General features: G+C 71.8%; 18 protein-coding genes and 1 pseudogene. 4 read left to right on the top strand and 15 right to left on the bottom strand.

From position 1 onward, the window contains the following. Nucleotides 1–84: 84 nt before the first annotated feature. Nucleotides 85–1317 (top strand): TerD family protein, encoded by a 1233-nt coding sequence (locus SRB17_RS06375; protein WP_153535232.1) that lies wholly within the window; start codon nucleotides 85–87, stop codon nucleotides 1315–1317. A gap of 50 nt (nucleotides 1318–1367) precedes the next feature. On the opposite strand, the gene SRB17_RS06370 is transcribed toward SRB17_RS06375, so the two are convergent. The 5 genes and pseudogenes from SRB17_RS06370 to SRB17_RS06350 form a co-directional block, all read right to left on the bottom strand. Next, nucleotides 1368–1946, bottom strand: coding sequence for a TetR/AcrR family transcriptional regulator (locus tag SRB17_RS06370; RefSeq protein ID WP_153535230.1), 579 nt, complete (start codon nucleotides 1944–1946; stop codon nucleotides 1368–1370). A gap of 61 nt (nucleotides 1947–2007) precedes the next feature. After that, nucleotides 2008–2340: pseudogene (locus SRB17_RS06365) on the bottom strand (polynucleotide adenyltransferase); the annotation flags it as partial. A gap of 233 nt (nucleotides 2341–2573) precedes the next feature. After that, the gene (locus tag SRB17_RS06360) at nucleotides 2574–4157 is read right to left on the bottom strand and encodes a TROVE domain-containing protein (RefSeq protein WP_153535227.1); all 1584 of its coding nucleotides are present in this window, start codon (nucleotides 4155–4157) and stop codon (nucleotides 2574–2576) included. A gap of 359 nt (nucleotides 4158–4516) precedes the next feature. Further along, nucleotides 4517–5962 (bottom strand): alkaline phosphatase PhoX, encoded by a 1446-nt coding sequence (locus SRB17_RS06355; protein ID WP_153535225.1) that lies wholly within the window; start codon nucleotides 5960–5962, stop codon nucleotides 4517–4519. Nucleotides 5963–6146: 184 nt separating this feature from the next. Then, complete coding sequence (locus SRB17_RS06350; RefSeq protein ID WP_153535223.1) at nucleotides 6147–7574, bottom strand: hypothetical protein; 1428 nt, start codon at nucleotides 7572–7574, stop codon at nucleotides 6147–6149. Nucleotides 7575–7839: 265 nt separating this feature from the next. Here SRB17_RS06350 and SRB17_RS06345 point away from each other — a divergent pair, with 265 nt between their 5' ends. Beyond that, entirely contained in the window at nucleotides 7840–9666 is a 1827-nt protein-coding gene (locus SRB17_RS06345; protein WP_153535221.1) for an endonuclease/exonuclease/phosphatase family protein, read from the top strand. A 12-nt stretch (nucleotides 9667–9678) separates the two neighbouring features. Here the strand turns inward: SRB17_RS06345 and SRB17_RS06340 are convergent, their stop codons facing one another. The 5 genes from SRB17_RS06340 to SRB17_RS45335 form a co-directional block, all read right to left on the bottom strand. Continuing rightward, entirely contained in the window at nucleotides 9679–10416 is a 738-nt protein-coding gene (locus tag SRB17_RS06340) for an SRPBCC family protein (protein WP_153535219.1), read from the bottom strand. Between the two features lie 14 nt (nucleotides 10417–10430). After that, nucleotides 10431–11042: an ArsR/SmtB family transcription factor gene (locus SRB17_RS06335; RefSeq protein WP_153535217.1), complete on the bottom strand. Its 612-nt coding sequence runs from the start codon at nucleotides 11040–11042 to the stop codon at nucleotides 10431–10433. 74 nt (nucleotides 11043–11116) lie between these two features. Then, the gene (locus tag SRB17_RS06330) at nucleotides 11117–11662 is read right to left on the bottom strand and encodes a DUF3618 domain-containing protein (protein WP_153535215.1); all 546 of its coding nucleotides are present in this window, start codon (nucleotides 11660–11662) and stop codon (nucleotides 11117–11119) included. Between the two features lie 277 nt (nucleotides 11663–11939). Then, nucleotides 11940–12644 carry a hypothetical protein gene (locus SRB17_RS06325; RefSeq protein ID WP_153535213.1) on the bottom strand — a complete coding sequence of 235 codons (705 nt, stop codon included), beginning with the start codon at nucleotides 12642–12644 and terminating at the stop codon, nucleotides 11940–11942. Next, entirely contained in the window at nucleotides 12641–12799 is a 159-nt protein-coding gene (locus tag SRB17_RS45335) for a hypothetical protein (RefSeq protein ID WP_194293911.1), read from the bottom strand. Before SRB17_RS45335 ends, SRB17_RS06325 begins: the two co-directional genes overlap by 4 nt. Before the next feature lie 171 nt (nucleotides 12800–12970). Here SRB17_RS45335 and dapA point away from each other — a divergent pair, with 171 nt between their 5' ends. Next, entirely contained in the window at nucleotides 12971–13873 is a 903-nt protein-coding gene (dapA, locus tag SRB17_RS06320; RefSeq protein WP_153535211.1) for a 4-hydroxy-tetrahydrodipicolinate synthase, read from the top strand. A gap of 54 nt (nucleotides 13874–13927) precedes the next feature. Then, complete coding sequence (locus tag SRB17_RS06315; RefSeq protein WP_323375067.1) at nucleotides 13928–14431, top strand: hypothetical protein; 504 nt, start codon at nucleotides 13928–13930, stop codon at nucleotides 14429–14431. Nucleotides 14432–14470: 39 nt separating this feature from the next. Here the strand turns inward: SRB17_RS06315 and SRB17_RS06310 are convergent, their stop codons facing one another. From SRB17_RS06310 to SRB17_RS06290, 5 genes are all read right to left on the bottom strand, one after another. Continuing rightward, on the bottom strand, nucleotides 14471–14995 hold the full coding sequence (locus SRB17_RS06310) for a gluconokinase (RefSeq protein WP_153535207.1): 525 nt from the start codon (nucleotides 14993–14995) through the stop codon (nucleotides 14471–14473). Further along, a complete protein-coding gene (locus tag SRB17_RS06305) occupies nucleotides 14982–16415 on the bottom strand; it encodes a glucose-6-phosphate dehydrogenase (RefSeq protein ID WP_153535205.1) in 1434 nt (477 codons plus the stop codon). Before SRB17_RS06305 ends, SRB17_RS06310 begins: the two co-directional genes overlap by 14 nt. After that, nucleotides 16412–18259 carry a glycoside hydrolase family 15 protein gene (locus SRB17_RS06300; RefSeq protein WP_153535203.1) on the bottom strand — a complete coding sequence of 616 codons (1848 nt, stop codon included), beginning with the start codon at nucleotides 18257–18259 and terminating at the stop codon, nucleotides 16412–16414. The genes SRB17_RS06305 and SRB17_RS06300 overlap by 4 nt, the downstream gene beginning before the upstream one ends. Before the next feature lie 20 nt (nucleotides 18260–18279). Beyond that, nucleotides 18280–19329 carry an NAD(P)-dependent alcohol dehydrogenase gene (locus SRB17_RS06295; RefSeq protein ID WP_153535201.1) on the bottom strand — a complete coding sequence of 350 codons (1050 nt, stop codon included), beginning with the start codon at nucleotides 19327–19329 and terminating at the stop codon, nucleotides 18280–18282. Between the two features lie 205 nt (nucleotides 19330–19534). Then, a complete protein-coding gene (locus SRB17_RS06290) occupies nucleotides 19535–20344 on the bottom strand; it encodes a universal stress protein (protein ID WP_323375066.1) in 810 nt (269 codons plus the stop codon). Between the last annotated feature and the right edge of the window lie 126 nt (nucleotides 20345–20470).

Here is a 20470-nt window from a genome sequence, read left to right as displayed (position 1 = left end):
GACTCGGGGTCGGACCCCTGAGCCGATTGGGGGTGGGTAAGGGAACGGTAAAGCGGTGTCGTTCGTTCACCAGGCATGACAGCTATGACCCCTGGCTCGAACATCCCTCTCCCCGCCGCGCGCGTGACGGTGGACGTCGCCGCTCCGGTGCGGCTCGACGTGTCGGGCCTGCTGCTCACGGCCGACGGCAAGGTCCGCTCGGACGACGACTTCATCTTCTACAACCAGCCGGCCGGGCCGGGGGTGACGTACGCCTCCGGCGGCGGTGCCGCACCGGACGCGATCACGGTCGACACCGCCGCCGTCCCGCCGGACATCGAGAAGATCGTGGTCACGGCCAGCCCGGACGCGGCCGGCCAGACCTTCCAGGGCATCGAGCCGACGGCCACGCTCCGCGACGCGGACGGCGGCGCGGTCCTCGCCACGTTCACCCCACCGCAGCTCGGCGCGGAGACGGCACTGGTCGTCGTGGAGATCTACCGCCGGGGCGGCTCCTGGAAGGCCCGCGCGGTCGGCCAGGGGTACGCCAACGGGCTGGCCGGCATCGCGACGGACTTCGGGGTGACGGTCGAGGAGCCGGCGGCCACGCCCGCGGCACCCTCGCAGCCGGCCGCCGCCCCCGTGGCCCCGCCGCAGCAGCCGGTCGCTCCGCCGCCGCCCGCCATGCAACCGCCGGTCACCCCGCCGGCCCCGCCGGTGTCCGCTCCCCCGGTCCCGCCCGCGCCGGCGCCGGGTGCCGGGAAGATCAACCTCGACAAGGGCCGGGTCAGCCTCCAGAAGAACCAGACCGTGTCCCTGACGAAGGGCGGCCGCCCGCTGCTCTCCCAGGTCAAGATGGGGCTGGGCTGGGAGCCGGCGTTCCACAGCAGGGACATCGACCTGGACGCCTCGGTCATCGCCTACGGCCCGCAGCGCAACCACATCGACAGCTGCTACTTCGGCAAGCTGACCATCCTGAACGGCGCGATCAGGCACTCCGGCGACAACCTCACCGGTGAGGGCGCGGGCGACGACGAGGTGATCACGGTCGACCTCGGCCGCCTCTCCCAGGAGGTCACCGGCCTGGTCTTCACGGTCAACTCCTTCTCCGGACAGAAGTTCACCGAGGTCGCCAAGGCCTACTGCCGTCTGCTGGACGCCACCACCGGCGAGGAACTGGTCCGCTTCGACCTCACCCACGCCGAACCCCAGACGGGCGTGATGATGGCCAAGCTGGTCCGCCAGTTCTCCGGCGAGTGGGACATGACGGCACTGGGCGACTTCGTCAAGGCCCGGACGGTGAGAAACATGGTGGAGCCGGGATCGCGGGCTCTGTAGACGGTCGTACGACAGCCGGCGGCGCCCCGTCCCTCCGGGGCGCCCGGCTCTCAGGCCTCCCCGCCCGGCCGCAGTCCCTCCATCAGCAGTGACAGATACCGGCGGAGCTGCCTCCCCTCCCCGTCCGCCAGCTCCGACGCCGACGCCACGCCATGCGCCAGGCGCAGCACCTCGAGCGGCTCGACGTCCCCCCGCAGGCCGCCCTCCCGCTGCGCCGCCTCCACCAGCCGCCGCGCCGCGTCCTTCATATGGGTGCCGCAGGCCGTGGCCGCGAGGGAACCGCCGTCGGTGACGGCCGAGCCCAGCAGGGCCTTCAGGCCGCGCACCTGGATCACCCCGACACACACCGCGTCCAGCCACTCCACCAGCGCCTCACCCGGCGGCAGTTCCCTCGCCAGTTCGTCGGCCCGTGCCCCCAGCGCCTCGATCCGGTCCACGTACGCGGCCTCCAGCAGCGCCTGCCGGGTCGGGAAGTGCCGGTAGAGCGTGCCGGAGCCGACGCCCGCCCGCTTGGCGATGTCGTCCAGTGACGCGTTCTCGCCGTGCTCGGCGAAGGCCTCCGCCGCGACCTTCAGCAACCGCTCGTAGTTGCGCCGAGCGTCCGCGCGCATGGGCCTGACCCGCGGCATCCAGAAACTCCTCGCAAACCGGGGATTGTCTCCACATCCTAGCGAGACCTAGTCGGCCCGGTCAGTGCCGCTCGGGTGGCTCGTATCCGCCGGCCGCCGGTTCCGGGCCGAGGTGACGGCGTACCGCGCCGGTGCCCGGGCCGATCGTGGCGCGTGTCCGCATGGGCCCGTCACCCCGGCGGGACAGCACGGCGATCTCGGCCACGTGCAGCGTCCCGAGCCGGGTGGCACATTCGGCGGCGAGGACGCGCGGGACACGGGTGCGCCCGAGCGAGAGGTGCGGGATGAAGCGCGGGAAGCGGTCCGTGCAGAACGGAAAGGGCTCCGCCAGCAGGCGCTGCAGCTCCGTCCAGGACGCGGCGCCGGCCGCCGCGGGATCGAGCCACACGGTGGAGGAGGACCGGTGGTTCCATCATGCCCCCGCCCCCGGGCACGGCGTCGGCACGAACGCGTCCGGAACAGGGCTGGAACAGGGCGCTGCAGGCCCTCGGCGCACGTGCCGGCCGCAGGGCCCCAGAGTGGACACCGGAGATGTCGTACGTGCCCCCGTGGGTACCGCTCGGCCTGCTCATCGGTGTGGCCCGCACCCCCGTAGAAGTGCGGGCCACGTTCAGGGACGGACACCGTTCAGGCCTGCCACGGCCAGCGGCTGTCGTCGGCCGCCTCGAGCAGGGGCACCATCCGGAAGGCAGCGTCCGAAAGGCCGCCGAAGGTGTGCCGGTTGCCCGTGCCCGACGGTCCGTGGCCCGCCCGGTAGCCCTCCAGGTTCCAGGTGTAGACGGGCACCCGGGCCGGGATCTGCTCGGTCGGGTCGCCGTGCCGGTTCGGGGCGTACTGCTCGTCGGTGACGATCAGCACCCGGTCGTGCTTCCTGTAGTGCCGGCGCAGCGCGTCGGTGGTGTCGGTGCCGCCCAGGTTGCCGAAGCGCTCCAGGATCTTCAGCACCGACTCGCCCTTGCGGAACCGCACCTTGTCGCTGGTCGAGCCGAACTGGACGAGGTCGGCGTCGGCCGCCCGCAGCGCGAGCGCGGTGCCGAAGATCGCCGCCGCGTCGGCCCGGGTGAGCTCCGAGCGGTCCCGGGACTGCGCCCAGAACATCGAGCCCGACCGGTCGACCAGCACCAGCGTCCGGCCCGGCAGCGCGGGCACGTTCGCCAGCGAGTGGCCGAGCGCCCGCTCCAGCGGGTACGACCAGCGCAGCGACGGCGCGTGCCGGTAGGCGGCGAGATAGCGGAAGGGGAACTGCCGCGACCGCGCCACCTGTTCCGGGTCGCTGATCCTCGCCGCCACCCGGGCCGCGACCTCGTCGGACACCCCGGCCTCGTCGAAGTTGCGCAGGTTGCGGACGAGCGCCATCGCGCCCATGGACGGGATCACGGCCTCCCAGGCCGCCTTGTCCATCGGGCCCTGGAGCCAGCCGGCCAGCGCCTCCCAGGTGAGGCCGGCTGCCGCGAGCCGCTCGGCGCCGCCGGGCGAGGTGACGACCGCCCGACGCTCCCCGACCGGCAGTGCCATCAGCTCGCGGTGCGCGGTGAGCACCGGCAGGGGCGCGGGCGGAGCGGCGGTCTCCGGGTGGTGCCGGCGGTCGAGCGCGTACTGGAACAGCGCGCCCTGCCACGGCTTGTCCGGGTCCGGTGCCGCGTGCACCAGGTTGAGGATGTCGCCGAAGCGGTACCCCTTGGACGCGGTGTCGTACTTCAGCAGCGACTTGGCGTGGTACAGCCGTCGTACGGCGTCGGCCACCCCGCGCTTGACGGGCTTGGGCACGGCACGGCCGTATGTGGACGTCCAGTACGCGAGCAACTCGCCGGGCTCGTCCGGGCGCTGGAGCACGGAGTCCACGACCTGCCGGTTCGACGGGCCGTCGGTGGCCCCGGCGGCGAGCCGGGCGTGCACGTACTCGGCGGCACCGACGATCGACGCCGTCCGCATGTGGCCCTCACCGCGCAGCCAGCCGAGCAGACCGGCCGTCCAGTCCGGGTCCGTCACCGCGAGGTCGCGCACGAGCTTCGCGAACCGGTCGTCGCGGTCGGTGCCGGACTCGTAGAAGGTGCTCCGCGTCACGAAGTTGGAGACGGCGAGCAGAAAGAGCTCGGAGCGTGCGTCGCGCTCGTGGCCCCGGCCGCCCTCGTAGGTCCGCAGCGCGCGGCCGGTGGTGGTGACGGGCGAGGTCGGCCGCGCCGTGGCGAACCGCGTGTTGAATCGCGCCATGGTGAATTCCCCCGAATTCTTTGCCATTTCGGAGGGAGGCGCGGCAAATGGAGGGTGTCCGAGGTCGAGAGTCGGCGACGGTCCTTGGTCAGATGCTCTGTCCATTGAGCTACACCGACCCGAAGCCGGTGACGGGAGTCGAACCCGCAACCTTCTGATCCCCATGAAGTATCCGCTGCCTGCGCACCGGACACCCACCATGAGCTGCGCCTCCCGAGATCATGTCGGCTGCGGCTGTTGTTTCATTCCTGGAAAGGGAAGTAGCCGCCGCCCTCGCACCGGGAGGTGCGTGACGTTGTGATCCCACTGTAGGAGGCGCAGCTGTGGACGTGCGAGCGAATTAGTCTCCGCGTCGCGCGTTACCGCTTCTGCCGCTTCCACGGCCCCGTGATCGCGAGCATGATGCCGGGCGTCTGGATGTTGGCGAACAGGGTCTTCCCGTCGGGCGAGAAGGTGACGCCGGTGAACTCGCTGTACTCCGGCTCCGCTTCGGTGCCGATGTTGAGTTCGTTGCGGGCGATCGGGTAGGTGCGGCCGCTCTCGGTGGCGCCGAACAGGTGCTGGACGCCCTCGCCGTCCTCGGCGATGACCAGGCCGCCGTACGGGGAGACGGTGATGTTGTCGGGGCCGTCGAACGCGTCGTCCTTGCTCGGGTCCGGGTTCACACCGAGCAGCACCTTCAGGGTGAGGGTCCGGCGCCGCGGGTCGTAGAACCAGACCTGGCCGTCGTGCTGGACCGGGCTCTCCGCACGGGCGTAGGAGGAGACGATGTAGGCGCCGCCGTCACCCCACCACATGCCCTCCAGCTTGCGGGCGCGGGTGACCTGGCCGTCGGTGAACTGCTTGCGCACCGACACGGCCTTGGCGTCACGGTCCGGGACGTCCACCCAGTCGACGCCGTAGACCGCGCCGATCCTCGTGGCCCGGGACAGGTCGTCCACGAACTTGCCGCCGGAGTCGAAGCACTTGAAGGCCTGGAGCACACCGGCGTCGTCGGCGAGGGTGCGCAGCCGGCCGCGGCCGTGGCGGAAGCCCTCCGGCGGGGTCCAGCGGTAGAGCAGGCCGTTGGGGCCGGCGGCGTCCTCGGTCAGGTAGAGGTGGCCGCGCTTGGGGTCGACGACGACGGCCTCGTGGGCGTAGCGGCCGAGGGCCTTGATCGGCTTGGGGTCGCGGTTGGCCCGGCGGTCCTCCGGGTCGACCTCGAAGACATAGCCGTGGTCCTTGGTGAAGCCGTTCTTGCCGGCCTTGTCCTCGGTCTCCTCGCAGGTCAGCCAGGTGCCCCACGGGGTGCTGCCGCCCGCGCAGTTGGTGGCGGTGCCGGCGATGCCGACCCACTCGGCGACCTCTCCGCCGCGGCGGACCTCGACGACGGTGCAGCCGCCGGCCGCCGCCGGGTCGTAGACGAGCCCCTCGGCCAGCGGCACCGGGTGCGGCCACTGGGCGCGGGCACCGGCGAGCTCGTGGTTGTTGACGAGGAGGGTCGTGCCCCGGGGACCCTCGAAGGTGGCGGTGCCGTCGTGGTTGGACGGGGTGAGCTCGCCGGACTCCAGCGTGGTCCTGCCGCTGTAGGTGATGATCTCGTACGCGAAGCCGGCGGGCAGGGCGAGGATGCCGTTCGGGTCGGGGACCAGCGGGCCGTAGCCGACGCCGTGGTGGTCGCCGTCCGACTCCGCCCCGGTGCTGTCGTCGTCGGTCGCGGCGAGGGCGTTCGGCGCCGTGGCGAGGGCGCCGACGCTGCCCGCGAGGGCGATCCCGGCACCGGCGATCGCGGATTTTCTGGCGAAGTCCCTGCGGGTGAGCGACATGGTGTGTCTCCTGAGACGGTGGGAGTGCCGTGGAGGGTGGCGGACCTCGGTTCGGCGCACACGCTCCCGTCGCACCTTGAACGGGAGTTGAACATCGGGCTACTTCACAGGCCCATGTTCAAGAATCCGTATGCTCCACCCCATGGCGGACCCAAGTCGTCCCATGACCGGCTCAAGGAGTTCTTCAAGCCCCGTACTGAGAACGAGCCTTGAACGCGGCCTTCCGCGCCTCCTTCGCCACCTTCTTGTCGGGATGCAGCCGTCCCATCGCCTCCAGCACATCGGCCGTGGCCGGATGCTCCACCCGCCAGGCCGCGGAGAAGAACCCGCTGTGCTGCGCGGCCAGCCCCTCCACCAGCGCCTGCAGCTCCTCGGAGTTGCCCTCGGCCGCCAGCTGCGCGGCCACCGTGTCGATGGTCAGCCAGAACACCAGCTCCTCGGACGGCGCCGGCACACCCGCCGCACCGCGTTCGCTGAGCCACACCCGGGCCAGGCCGCCCAGTTCCGGATCGTCCAGCACCTCCCGGAGTGCCGGCTCGGCCTCCGCGCCGATCAGGGACAGTGCCTGCTGACAGCGCAGCCGGCGCAGCGGCGCGCCCGCGTCCGCACCCCGTGCCGCCGCCAGCAACTCCCGTGCCGCGGCGAGCGGTTCCCGCCGGTCGAGCCACTGCTCGGTCTCGGCGCGCGCCGCCGTCCGGCCGAACGCGGCCGTACCGTCGAACAGCGCGTCCGCGCCCTTGTCGGCGAGTTCACCGACGGCCGGCGCCTGGAACCCGGCCTCCAGCAGCCGCGCCCGCAGCCCGTACGCACCGAGCGGGGTGAGCCGGACCATGCCGTACCGCGCGACGTCGGTGTCGTCCAGCGACGCCGCGGGCTCCTCCTCGGCGTCGGCCATCAACGCCTCGTCCACCGGCTGGTACTCCACCAGTCCGACCGGCTCCAGCACCCGGAACTGGTCGTCGAGCCGCATCATCGCGTCGGAGACCTGCTCCAGGACGTCGTTGGTGGGCTCGCCCATGTCGTCGGGGACGATCATCGAGGCGGCGAGGGCGGGCAGCGGGACCGGGCCCTCGCCGGGGCCGTCCTCACTCACCGTCAGCAGATACAGATTGCCGAGGACGCCGTCCAGGAACGCCGCCTCGGCCTCGGGATCCCAGTCGAGTGACGAGAAATCGATCTCGCCGCCCTCGTCCAGGGCGCCGACCAGATCGTCCAGATCGGGGACGCTCGCGTCGGCGACGACGGTCTCCAGCGCGGTGAGCCACACCGCGAGCACATCGGCCGGCGAGCCCCCCGTGAGCAGTTTCAGCTCCTCGCCGGCCCGGACCGTCCCGGCCTCCTCGTCCACGATCTCGACCAGCCCGGCATCCACGGCGACCCGCCAGGCCTCGCTCGCGTGCGCGGCGGCGTCGTCGCCGCTCAGTCCCAGCAGCTCGGCGGCGGCGGGAAGCTGCTCCTCGACCAGTCCGCCGCCGGCGTCCACGCGGGTCTCGGGCCCGGCCCAGCGGGCGAGGAGAGCGGCGCGGGTGAGCAACGGCGTGGACAGCGCGGCGCGCGCCAGCTCCGCTTCGGGGTGCAGCCGTACGGGCGGCAGGGGGGAGCTGTCTGACATCGGCTGGTTCTCCTCGGACCGTGAACGGGCTCAGCCGCTCAGCCTAGACGGATTTCCACCCATGCCGCCCGGTTCATCTCCTCGTCAGCGGCCGTACATGGCCGAAACCTTGACAACTCCCGCCGCCAGGCTGGAGATTGACGCGCGTAGAAGTTGGGGGGACAACTGTTCACTCGGCTCTACGCGTGTCACGGAGGGCTACGACCCCTACACGCTCCCGCACCACCCTCGTCCCGGCGCATCATCACGTCCCCGGAGGGATCCCTTGCCGAGCAGGTCTTCCGCGCGCCTCGCCGCGCTCACCGTCGCCGCCGTCTGCAGCGCGGCGTCCGCCATCGTCCTCACCTCTCCCGCGCACGCCGACTCGGTGCGCATCCACGACATTCAGGGCACCACCCGAATATCGCCGTTCGCGGGCCAGAAGGTGGCGGACGTGCCCGGCATCGTCACGGCCACGCGCACCTACGGCTCCTCCAGAGGTTTCTGGCTCCAGGACCCGAACCCGGACAACGACCCGCGCACCAGCGAGGGCGTCTTCGTCTTCACCAGCTCCACGCCGAAGGTCGCGGTCGGCGACTCGGTGACGGTGACCGGCACGGTCTCCGAGTACGTCCCGGGCGGCACCTCCTCCGGCAACCAGTCGCTGACGGAGATCACCAAGCCGACGATCACCACCGTCTCCACCGGCAACGCGGTCCCGGCACCCGTCGTGATCGACGAGGACTCGGTGCCCGACGCGTACACGCCGGACGGCGACACCGCCGCCGGCGGCTCGATCAACGGCCTGACCCTGGACCCCTCGAAGTACGCCCTGGACTACTACGAGTCCCTGGAGGGCATGAACGTCCAGGTCGCCGACACCCGTGTGGTCACCGCCACCGACCCCTACAGCGAGCTGTGGGTCACGGTGAAGCCGTGGGAGCACCCCAGCCCCAGTGGCGGCACGGTCTACGGCTCCTACGACGCGCAGAACACCGGCCGGCTGCAGATCCAGTCGCTGGGCGCCACCGCCGACTTCCCGAGGGCGAACGTCGGCGACACCCTGGAGGGCACCACCACCGGCCCGCTGGACTTCAACCAGTACGGCGGCTACACCCTGGTCGCGAGCAAGCTCGGCACGCTGGAGAGCGGCGGCCTGGAGCGCGAGACGACCCGGAAGCAGTCCGGCCGCGAGCTGGCGGTGGCGACGTACAACGTCGAGAACCTCGACCCCTCCGACGCCACCTTCGACAAGCACGCCGCCGCGATCGTGAACAACCTCCAGTCGCCGGACATCGTGTCCCTGGAGGAGATCCAGGACAACAACGGCGCCACGGACGACGGCACGGTCGACGCGAGCCAGACCGTGAACAAGCTGATCGACGCGATCGTGGCCGCGGGCGGCCCGAAGTACGACTGGCGCTCGATCGACCCGGTCAACGACCAGGACGGCGGCGAGCCGGGCGGCAACATCCGCCAGGTGTTCCTGTTCAACCCGGAGCGGGTGTCCTTCGTGGACCGCGCGGGCGGCGACTCCACCACCGCGGTCGGCGTCACCAAGGAGAACGGCAAGGCCGAGCTCACGGCCTCCCCGGGCCGGATCGACCCGGCGAACGCGGCCTGGAAGGACAGCCGCAAGCCGCTGGTCGGCCAGTTCGTCTTCCGCGGCAAGACCGTCTTCGTGATCGCCAACCACCTGATCTCCAAGGGCGGTGACCAGGGCCTGACCTCGCAGTACCAGCCGCCCACGCGCAGCTCGGAGATCCAGCGTCACGCGCAGGCCACCGAGGTGAACGCGTTCGTCAAGGACATCCTGAAGGTCCAGAAGAACGCGAACGTCATCGCGCTCGGCGACATGAACGACTTCGAGTTCTCCGAGACCGCGAAGATCCTCGAGGGTGACGGCGAGCTGTGGTCGGCGATCAAGTCGCTGCCGAAGAGCGAGCGTTACACCTACGACTACCAGGGCAACCAGCAGGTCCTGGACCAGATCCTGATCAGCCCGGCGATCCGCCGCGGCTGCGACTTCGACTACGACTCCGTGCACATCAACGCGGAGTTCAACGACCAGATCAGCGACCACGACCCGCAGGTTCTGCGCTTCCGCCCGTAGCCGAAGCCGGTCTCAGGGCTGACTGAACACCCCGTTCAGCCAGCCCTGCCAGGCGCTCTCGTTCGCCTCGGCATCGGCGTCCGGCGCGAAGTCGTGGACGCTGATGCCGAGCGGCGCGCCCCAGTGGCCGCGTCCGAAGAACCGGATGAGGGCGTCGTCGGTGCGCAGCCCGATGAAGTACGGGTTGCGGTAGTCGAGTACGGCGTCCAGGGTCCGGCCGCCGGGTCCCCGCACCCCGACCTTCGTACCCGCGGCCGCGTCGTCCGCCAGTCCGAGGGCGCGGCCCACGGCGCCGAGCGCCTCGGTCGTCTGCGAGGCCGCGGGCCCGTTCAGCTGGGCGAAGGTGACCGGCCTGGGCGCGAAGTGGACGAGATACTCGCACAGCGTGTGCAGGTAGAAGTTGGTGTGCTTGCTCGCACCGTCGTACTGGTTGTTCCAGTCGTCGGTGAAGATCCCGCTGTGCACGTAGCGCACCCACGCCCGGCGCCCCTCGTCGCGCGGCTCGATCACGTAATCCAGCTGATTGACCGACTGGACCGGGAATCCGACGTCCTCGCTGCGGTTGGTGTAGCGGTGGGGCGGATCCCAGGCGGTGACGGTGGACCCGAAGGGCCCCTTTCCGCCCTCCCGGGGCTCGGGCGGGTCCATCGGCCACAGATAGCCACCGGTACCGGTGGTGACCGCTTCCCAGACCTTCTCCGGCGGGACGTCGACCTCGAACTCACGGACGATCTCGAATTCCTTGGACATGGCGGGGCTCCTGCTCACTGTTCCAGTGCGGGGGTGGACTGCTGGTCCTTGACCGTGGGGTGGAGGGCGACGACGATCCGGTGGTCCCTGCCGCCCTCGGCATCCGGGGCGTCGTACTTGCGGATCAAGGCGCTCACGCCCGCCGTCAGCTCCTGCACGAAGGCCGCGCGGTCGGCGGCGGAGGCGAAGCGGACCTGGCCGTCCAGCGCGTAGGTCGCCAGCCCCTTCCTGGCCCGGGCGGCGCCGGTGATCAGCGCCCCGACGTCCCGCACCAGGCGGGCGCCGAGTGCCAGCAGCCAGCGCGCGGACAACTGATCACGAAAGCGCTCCGGGTCCGGCTGCACGGCCGGCAGAGCGGCGGGCGAGATGACGTACGACGCCGCGGTCGCGCGCATCAGCCGCTCGGTGACATTGCCCTTGCGGCGCTCTCCGGCCAGCTCGACCAGGCCGTGCCGCTCCAGCGTCTTGAGGTGGTAGTTCACCTTCTGCCGGGGCAGTCCGACTTTACCGGCCAGCATCGCCGCCGACGCGGGCTCGGCGGCCAGCTCAGCAAGCAGCCGGGCCCGGATGGGGTCCAGCGACACGGCCGCCGCCTCGGGGTCCTCGATCACGGTCACATCCAGCATGCGACCACTCTCGCACCGAAAACTTTTCTTGTCCAGACGGATCAAACTTTCGGCGCGATCCACCACCGCGCTTCTCAGTGATGCTGCCTACGCCAGACGACACCCGCCGCCACCACGGCCGCACCCAGCACCCCCACCGCGAGGACCGGCCCCGGATGACGCATGCCCGCCCGCAACGCACCCCGCAGGGGCTGAGGCACGGCGGCATGCCCGGCGCGCCCGCCCCGCCCCTGCACGACGTGCCCAGCACGACTCGCCCGCCCCTGCGCCGTATGCCCGGCATGCGCGGCCCGCCCCTGCACCGCATGCCCCACCCGCGCAGCCTTGCCCTGCACCGCGTGACCCGCCTGGGCCACACCGCCCTGGACGACATGACCGGCCCTGGAGGCCCTGTCCTGCATGCCGTGGCCGGCGTGGGCGGCGCTGACGCGCAGCTGCACCGTCATGGCACCGGCCTTGTCCCTCAGGTCGGCGGCCCGCACCCGCGCCCGGCCCTTCACATCGGCCTTGCCGACCAACTGGGCGACGGTGTGCCCGAGTTGGTGCCTGGTGTGCTCGATCTGCTGCCGCAGCTCGTCGGGCCCCTTGGCGCCCGATCGGTGCGTAACCCTGTGCTTCATCGGTGTGCCCCTTCCCTGATCTTGCGCTGAGCGTGATGCCTGCTGAGGCCGCGCACGGCGGGGAGGGGACGTCGCGGGTGGTGTCCGCCCGCAGCGGCCGGCGAAAACTCCCCGCACCACGCAACGAACAGCCCACCGGACCGAGGACGGACACCACCCCGGCGCGGCACCGACTCACACACCACCGTAGGCGCGACCCCAGCCACGACGCACCCGCACGGGCCCGCAGGCACTGCACCCACGCACCCGCACATTCGGGTACCCGGCCCGCAGACGGTCAGTCCCGCTCGGCACCCCCGCCGCCGCGCTCCCCCAGCCGCGCGAGCTGACTCTGGAACCAGTCGAGTCGCGCCTGCAACAGCGCGGCCTCCGCGACGAGTTCGGGCACCCCCAACCCCGCCCCGGCCGCCGCCCCACCGGACCCGACGTCGGGAAACCCGGCACCCCCGCCCCGCGCCACCACCCGCACCCCCTGCCCGGCCAGCCGGGCGAACCCGGCGAGCGAGACGGACGTACGGCCCCGCACACACCCGGCACAGACGGGCACGAGGGCCCGCCAGCCGGGCCTGCCCCACCCGGCATCGGCGAGCGCGACAGCAGCGGCGCCACAACCGCACGGTCCGGCGACAGCCACACGCACCCGCTGCCGGGCATAACGAAACCCGCGCTCGAAGCGGATGTAGGCGCCGAGCACGGAGACCTCCAGCAGCAGGGCGGCCCGGTGCTCGGCGGTGCACAACATGGCCTCGGCGGCACTGCGGTCGTGCACACAGTGGAAGCCGCAGTCGCACAACCGGGCCGGCGGTCGGTGCCTGCGGCCGTAGACGCAGGAGGCGTCGTCGAGCACGGCGTACGGCAGCGCGCCGCCGAGCGACACACCCGTGAACCCGGCCCGGGTGCCGTCCTGGGACAGCACCGGGTGGGCGATCTTGTATCCGGTCGGCGGCTCCGTCGGACGTTCCGCCGGGAGCCGCAGCCTCATCGGACGGCCGGGACCTCTTCGCGGACCGGCTCGTCCGGTTCTACAGAGGCGACGCAGGCGGCAGCCTCCTCGGCGACCAGCCCCTCAGCCTCCTCTTCCCGAACGACCGGCCGCTCCTCCACGACTCCGGTGGCCAGTGCCTTGCCGAGCTTCATGGCGCCTCCCATGACAGACGTCGGTGCCCCTCCGGCCATAGTGACCCATGAGAGCCCGAGTTGGACACAGGACCTCCACCCACCGCCTCGCCCCACACATCAGCAATCCTTAACAATATGCTGTAGAGGAATTAAGTAGAGCTTCACCATGGGCGTGCCGAGACTACCCCTATGACGACCTCACACCCCACCACCCACCCCTTCGGCCGCACCCTCTGCGCGATGATCACGCCGTTCACCGAGAACGGCACCCTCGACCTGGACGGCGCCCAGAAGCTGGCCGCACACCTGGTGGCCGAGGGCTGCGACGGCCTGGTGCTGAACGGCACCACGGGCGAATCGCCCACCACCACGGACGCGGAGAAGCAGGAACTGCTCGCGGCCGTCCGGGAGTCCGTCGGCGACCGGGTGCCCCTCGTCGCGGGCGTGGGCAGCGCCGACACCCGGCACACCGTCGAACTGTCCCTGGCCGCCGAGAAGGCGGGCGCCGACGGCGTGCTGGTGGTGACGCCCTACTACAGCCGGCCGCCGCAGCAGGCGGTCGAGGCGCACTTCCGCACGGTCGCCGACGCGAGCGCGCTGCCCGTGATGCTCTACGACATCCCGGGCCGCACCGGCACCCGGATCGAACCGGAGACGATCATCCGCCTCGCCGCCCACCCGCGGATCGTGGCCGTCAAGGACTGCTCCTACGACTTCCTCGGCACCCAGAAGGTGCTGGCCCACACGGACCTGGCGTACTACGCGGGCTGCGACGAGCACGTACTGGCGCTGTACGCGGTCGGCGCGGCGGGCTGTGTGAGCACGGTCGCGAACGCCGTGCCCGGCCGGATCGCCGCGATCCTCGACGCCTTCGACGCGGGCGAGACCTCCCGCGCGCGCCAACTCCAGCTGCGGGTCACGCCGTTGACCGAGGCGATGACGGGCGCCGGCCTGCCCGGCACGGTCACCGCCAAGGCCCTGCTCACCCGGCTCGGCCTGCCCGCGGGCCCGGTGCGCGCCCCCCTGCTCCCCGCCGGCCACGAGGCGTCCGACGACCTGCTGGCTCGGTACGAGGAACTCATGGCGGGCTGATCTGCGGTCGAAATTTCCGGCGAGCGGCCCCTCACCCTGCCGTACGGTGTCCCCGTGAGCCGCCCCCTGCTGTTCCTGGACGTCGACGGCCCGTTCAATCCGTACGCGGCCCGGCCCGAACGCCGGCCTGCGGGATATACGACGATCCGGGTGCCCGGGTTCTCGCGGCGCCCGCTGCGGGTCTGGCTGAACCCCGACCACGGCCCGGCCCTGCTCCGGCTCGGCTACGACCTGTGCTGGGCGACGACCTGGATGGCCGAGGCCAACGTCTGGATCGCCCCGGTCGTCGGGCTGCCCGGGCTGCCGTACGTCGACTTCGGCACCGGCCTGTTCGCCGAGCGGCCCGACGGCGTGCACTGGAAGACGGAGGCAATCGTGGCGTACGCCGACGGCCGCCCGTTCGCCTGGGTGGACGACGAGCAGAGCGCGGCCGACACCGCGTACGTGCGCGCGCATCACCCCGGGCCTGCCCTCCTCCACCACGTCGACCCGCGCACCGGGCTGCGCGAGAGCGACCTCAGGACGCTGGCGGAGTTCGCGGCCGACGTGTCGGCCTGAGGGGCACCCCTCGTCATGCCGACACGTCGGCCGACGTCACTACAGCCGACGCGCCAGCAGATCTGCCGCCAGGTCGGCGAGGGTGTCGGGAGCCGGGGTCGCGTCGAGCTCGGCTCCGTGCTCGTCCGGTTCCAGGGGTTCCAGCGTGGCCAGTTGCGAGTCGAGGAGCGAGCCCGGCATGAAGTGGCCGGTGCGCCGGTCGAGCCGGTCCGCCAGCAGCTCGCGGTCGGACGTCAGGTGCAGGAAGAAGGCGCCCGGGCAGGCCGCCCGCAGGACGTCCCGGTAACGCCGCCTGAGTGCGGAACATGCGACCACCGCACCGGTGCCCGCCACGTCACGCTCGTGCAGCCAGCGGCCGATGGACTCCAGCCAGGGCAGACGGTCGGTGTCGTCGAGCGGCGTGCCGGCCGACATCTTGGCGATGCCGGCCGGGGAGTGGAAGTCGTCGCCGTCCGCGAAGGGCACGCCGAGCCGCTGCGCCAGCAGGCGAGCCACCGTCGTCTTGCCGATCCCTGCGACGCCCGTGACCACGACGCACGGGGATCGACGCTCAGTGGTGCCCATCGTCCGGCAGCGCTTCGGGATGCAGCATGTCGCTGCGCCGCCGTTGTGCGCCCTCGTGCGGCCGGGGAGGTGGTCCGCCGGAGCCGGCCGGATACTCCTCCAGCGGGACCGTGTTCCTTTCCCAGGCGCTCAGGACGGGTGTCAGGACCCGCCATGACTCCTCGGCCTCGTCGCCGCGGATGGACAGCGCCGGATCACCCTTCATGACGTCCAGCAGGAGCCGGCCGTAGGCGGGCAGGTCGGGCGGTTCCATCCGTGCCGTCAGCGAGAGCTGGGTGAGGGCCTGGGCGCGGGCGCCGATGCCGGTCATGTCGAGGGTCATCCCTTCGGGCTCCAGGCCGAAGCGCAGCACGTTGGGCAGGGCCTCTCCCTCGTGGCCGAAGGGCAGGTGGGGCACGGCGCGGAAGCGCACCGCGACCTCCTTGCGGTCCTGTCCCAGCGCCTTGCCGCTGCGCAGCCGGAACGTCGTCCCGGACCAGCGCCAGCTGTCCAGTTCCAGTTCGACCTCGGCGAAGGTCTCCGTGCGCCGCCCGGGGTCCACGCCCTCCTCGTCGACGTATGCGGGGACGGCGTGCTCGCCGATCCGGCCGGACAGGTAGCGTGCGCGGCGCGTGCGGTGCAGGACGTCGTAGTCGGTGAGAAGCCGCACGGACCGCAGCACGTCGACCTTCCGGTCCCGCAGGTCCCGTTCACCGAGGGTGATCGGGGGTTCCATGGCCACCAGGCACAGCAACTGCAGCAGGTGGTTCTGCAGCATGTCCTTCAGCGCGCCGACGCCGTCGTAGTAGCCGGCCCGGCCCTCCAGGGCGAGCGTCTCGTCCCAGACGATCTCCACTTCCGCGATGTGGGTGCTGTTCCAGATGGGCTCCAGCACCCGGTTGGCGAGCCGGCTTCCGAGCACGTTCTGCACGGTCGTCATGGCCAGGAAGTGGTCGACCCGGAACACGGCCTGCTCGGGCACGAGACCGGCGAGCAGCCGGTTCAGCTCGCGCGCGCTCGCCAGGTCCTCGCCGAACGGCTTCTCCAGCACGAGCCGGCTGCCCGGCGGCAGGCCCGCCTCGTGCAGGGCGGTGACCATGTGCGGGAAGAGCGCCGGGGGAAGGGCGAGGTACACAGCGATCGGTTCGTCGCCCGCGACGACTGCGGCGACGTCCGCGGGGTCGGTGACGTCGGCCTGCCGGTAGCGGGCCGAGGCCACGACGGCCCTTCTCGCATCGGCGGGGCAGGCGCCGCCGTGGCGGTCGAGCTGGTCGGCGCACCAGTCGCGGAACCGGTCGGTGCCCCAGCGCTCCCGGCTCGCGCCGGTCAGCCGGAAGCCGTCGCCGATCCGTCCCGCGGCCCGCAGGGCGGCCAGGGCCGGCAGCAGATAGCGGGCGGTGAGATCGCCCGTGGCGCCGAAGACGGCGAGCCGGTCGATCATGCCCGAGCACCTGCCCTCGCCCGCGCGAGGTTCACGCCGCTGGCGATGATCCCGATATGGCTGAACGCCTGGGGGAAGTTGCCCATGAACTCTCCAGAGGTGGGGTCGATCTGTTCCGGCAGCAGCCCCAGCGGGCTCGTACGGGCACACAGCGAGGCGTACACCTGCTCGGCCTCGTCGAGCCTGCCCTGGGCGGTCAGGTTGTCGGCCAGCCAGAAGCTGCACAGCACGAAGGCGCCCTCGTCTCCGGGCAGCCCGTCGGGCGACTCCTCGTGCAGATAGCGGTAGAGCAGGCCGTCACCGGCCGACAGGCGTTCGGCGACGGCCGTGGTGGTCGCCGCCATCCGCGGGTGGTCGGCGGGCACCACGTGGCGCAGCGGGAGCGCGAGCAGGCTCGCGTCGAGGACGCCGCCGCCGTCCAGGTGTGCGCTCAGCGTCCGCGCGTCGTCGTCCCAGGACTCCTCCAGGACGAGCCGGCGCAGCCGGTCGGCGGAGGCTCGCCAAGCCGTTGTGGGCCCGGGCAGACCGAGGCGCTCGCCGATGGCCGCGGCCCGGTCCAGGGCCACCTGGCACATTCCGGCCGAGTAGGTGAACACCCGGCCCGTACTGCGGACCTCCCAGATCCCCTGGTCCGGCTGGCGCCACGCCTGCTCCGCGGTGTCGGCCAGCGCCGCCAGGCCCGCCCACAGCGCGGGCTCGACCTGCCTGCCGGGGCGCTGCCACCGGTCGGCGCGCAGCCACTGGTCGGCGCAGTCCAGGATCTCGCCGTAGACGTCGTGCTGGCGCTGGTCGGCCGCGCCGTTGCCCCATCGCACCGGGCCGGAGCGCCGGTACCCCTCCAGTTCGGGGTCCTCGATCTCGTCGGGTACGGGGCCGCCGTCGAGGTTGTACATGATCCGCGGGCTGCGGCTCTGCTCGACGGCGTCGAGGACCCAACCGAGGAAGGCGTCCGCCTCGCCGGTGAAGCCGATGCGCCGCAGGGCGAACACGGCGTAGGCGGCGTCCCGGATCCAGGCGTAGCGGTAGTCCCAGTTGCGGACTCCGCCGACCGGCGCGGGCAGGGAGGAGGTGGGCGCCGCGACCACGGCGCCGTTGGCCCAGTCGTCGCACAGCTTCAACGTGATGGCGGCACGCCGGACCAGTGCCTCCTGGGGGCCGGAGTAGTCGAAGTGCTTCATCCAGCGCCGCCATGCGTCGGCGGTGTCGGCCAGCGTCGCGTCGGCCTCGAACCGGTGGTGGCGGTGGAAGCGGCCCCAGGACAGCACGAGGTCGAGGTGTTCGCCCTGCCTCAGGTCGTGCGTGCTGTGCAGGCCGGTCAGGGGGCGGTTGGAGCGCAGGTGCAGGCGCAGGTCCGGCCGCCGCGCGGGCCTCAGTTCCAGGCCGCTGAACAGCGCCTGCACGGTGCCGCCGCCGCGCGGCTCCAGATCCACCCGCAGTCGGACGTGCCCGGACAGGACCACGGCCGTCCGGACGAGTTCGCGCCGCCCGGCCGGAGCGTCGTCGGTGAGGTCGGCGCCGGTCCGCACGGTCAGCGCGTCGGTGACCCGCACCAGGCCGGTGGGACTGCGCAGCTCCGTGGTCAGCACGCCGGTGTCGGGCTCGTAGCGCTGCCGGGCCTCCACCAGGTCCTCCGGCGCGAGGGTGAAGTGGCCGCCTCGTGCGTGGTCCAGCAGGCCGCAGAACAGGGGGTCGGAGTCGAACCGGGGGAGGCACATCCACGGGATCGAGCCGTCCAGGCCGACCAGCGCAGCCGTCGAACCGTCCCCGATGAGGCCGAGGTCCTCCAGCGGCAGGTAGCCCTGCCGCCTGCGGACCGGGCGGAACGGGGGCTCGGGATCGTACATGCTTCTCGCTTCCGCGGCGCCTAGAAGGTGATCAGCACCTTCACGACGTCTTCGAGTTTCTTGTCCGAGACCTCGAAGGCCCGCTCCATGTCGTCGAAGGAGAACGTGTGGGTGGTCATGTGCGTGGGGTCGAGGCGCTTCGCCTCCAGCACCCGCAGCAGCCGTTCCATGCGCAGCCGGCCGCCGGGGCAGAGCCCGGTCGCGATCGTCTGGTCCGCCATGCCCACGCCCCACTCGACGCGGGGGATGCGGATGAACTCGCCCTCGCCGAAGTAACCGATGTTGGAGATGGTGCCGCCGGGCTTGGTGATCTTCACGGCGGTCTGGAAGGTGATGTCCGCGCCCAGTGCCTCGATGGCGGTGTCGACCCCTTGGCCGCCGGTCAGCTCGTGGATCCGCTCGACGACGTCCTCGCTGCTGAAGTCCACGATCTCGTCGGCGCCGTACTCCCGCGCCAGCTTCTGTCTGCTGGGCACCGACTCGACCCCGATGACCCGGCCGGCGCCGCGGAGCCTGGCTCCCGCCGTCGCCATCAGGCCCACCGGTCCTTGCGCGAGGACGGCCACGGTTCCGCCGATCGGGATGTCCCCCTTCTCCGCTCCCATGAATCCGGTCGACATCATGTCCGCGCAGTAGACCGCCGCGTCGTCGCTGATGGCGTCCGGGATCCTGGCGAGGTTGGCGTCAGCGTCGTTGACGTGGAAGCAGTCGGCGAAGACCCCGTCCTTGCGGTTCGCGAACTTGAATCCGCCGAGCGGTCCGCCGGACTGCGACGGGAACCCGTTCTGAGCGGCCAGGTCACCCCAGTCGGGAGTGATGGCGCCGACCAGAACACGGTCGCCGGGCCGGAAGTCCTGCACCTCGCTGCCCACGGCATACACGGTGCCCACCGCTTCGTGACCCAGCGTCAGGTTCTGTCTCGGGCCGATACCGCCTTGAACCGTGTGGGAATCGGATGTGCAGATCAGGGCCCTGGTCGTCCTGACCACCGCGTCGCACGGACCCGGTTCCGGAACGGGCTTCTCCATGAAGCCGACCCGGCCGATCTCCTTCATCACGAACGCCTTCATGCGCCTGCCCTTCCTCCCGGCCCACCGTCGTCCGCGACGATGGCTGCCGGCCGAATCGGCTCCGGCATCCGGCATCAGCCGTCACTCCTGCCACTGTCGCAAGGTCCGAGCCGCCTCGCGACCCGAGAACCCCGCGGCCCACGGCCGGTGCCGGGACAGGCGTGTTCACACGGTCCGGGACGTCTCCGGGACGGGCAACCGGAGCTCACGCCTTGCCGCGGACCACGGCGACCGGGCAGTGCGCGTGGTGCAGCAGCGCCTGGCTCACCGAACCCAGGAGCATCCCGGAAAAGCCGCCGCGCCCCCTGGCTCCGACGACCATCAACTGGGCGTTCCTGCTCGCCTCGATCAGGACCTCGCGGGTTTCGCCGCTCAGCACTTCCTGTCCGACCGTGACGTCCGGATACCGCTCGCCATGACCGGCGACTGCCTGGGCGGGGAGACGCTCCGCGCTCTCCACGCCGGTACCGGCCGGCGCATGGTCCGGCAGCCACGCGTGCACGACATGGAGCCCGGTTCCCCGCAACGCCGCCTCGGCGAAGGCGAATTCGACCGCCCCCTCACCTTCGGGCGAGCCGTCGACGGCCAGCACGACCGGGCCGGCGCCGGCCTGTTCCTCGCGGACCACCAGCACCGGACAGTGGCTGTGGGCGGCCAGGGACACCGCCGTCGAGCCCAGCAGCATGCCGACGAAGCCCCCGATGCCCCGGCGGCCCACGACCACGAGGTCCGCGGCGCGCGACTCGGCCACCAGCACCGACACCGCACCGCCGATCATCACGGCCTCGCCGACCTCCACCTCGGGCGCCACACTCCGGGCGTCCTGCGCCGCGTCGTGCGCCAGGCTGTTGAGCGGCGACGGGTCCAGCGGCGCGTACATGGGCCCGACCGGCCAGCTGAAGGCGTGCACCACCCGCAGCTCCGCCCGGCGACGCTGGGCCTCCCGTGCGGCCTGAACCACCGCGGCATGGCTCGACGACGAGCCGTCCACTCCTACGACGACCAGGCTGCCCACCGCTCCTCCTCCCGCACGTCGGTACCGCTGGGCCTTGGCAAGACGGGCATCAGCCGGGCCCCCTGCGGCTGACCGCCACCGCCGGAACGACCGGGGAAGCCTGGGGACATGTGCCATCCTTCACGC

It is taken from the genome of Streptomyces sp. RB17 (assembly GCF_009604455.1).
Lineage (GTDB): Bacteria > Actinomycetota > Actinomycetes > Streptomycetales > Streptomycetaceae > Streptomyces.
The sequence above is the reverse complement of the archived record's forward strand: the minus strand, read 5'-3'. Positions and strand labels throughout refer to the sequence as shown.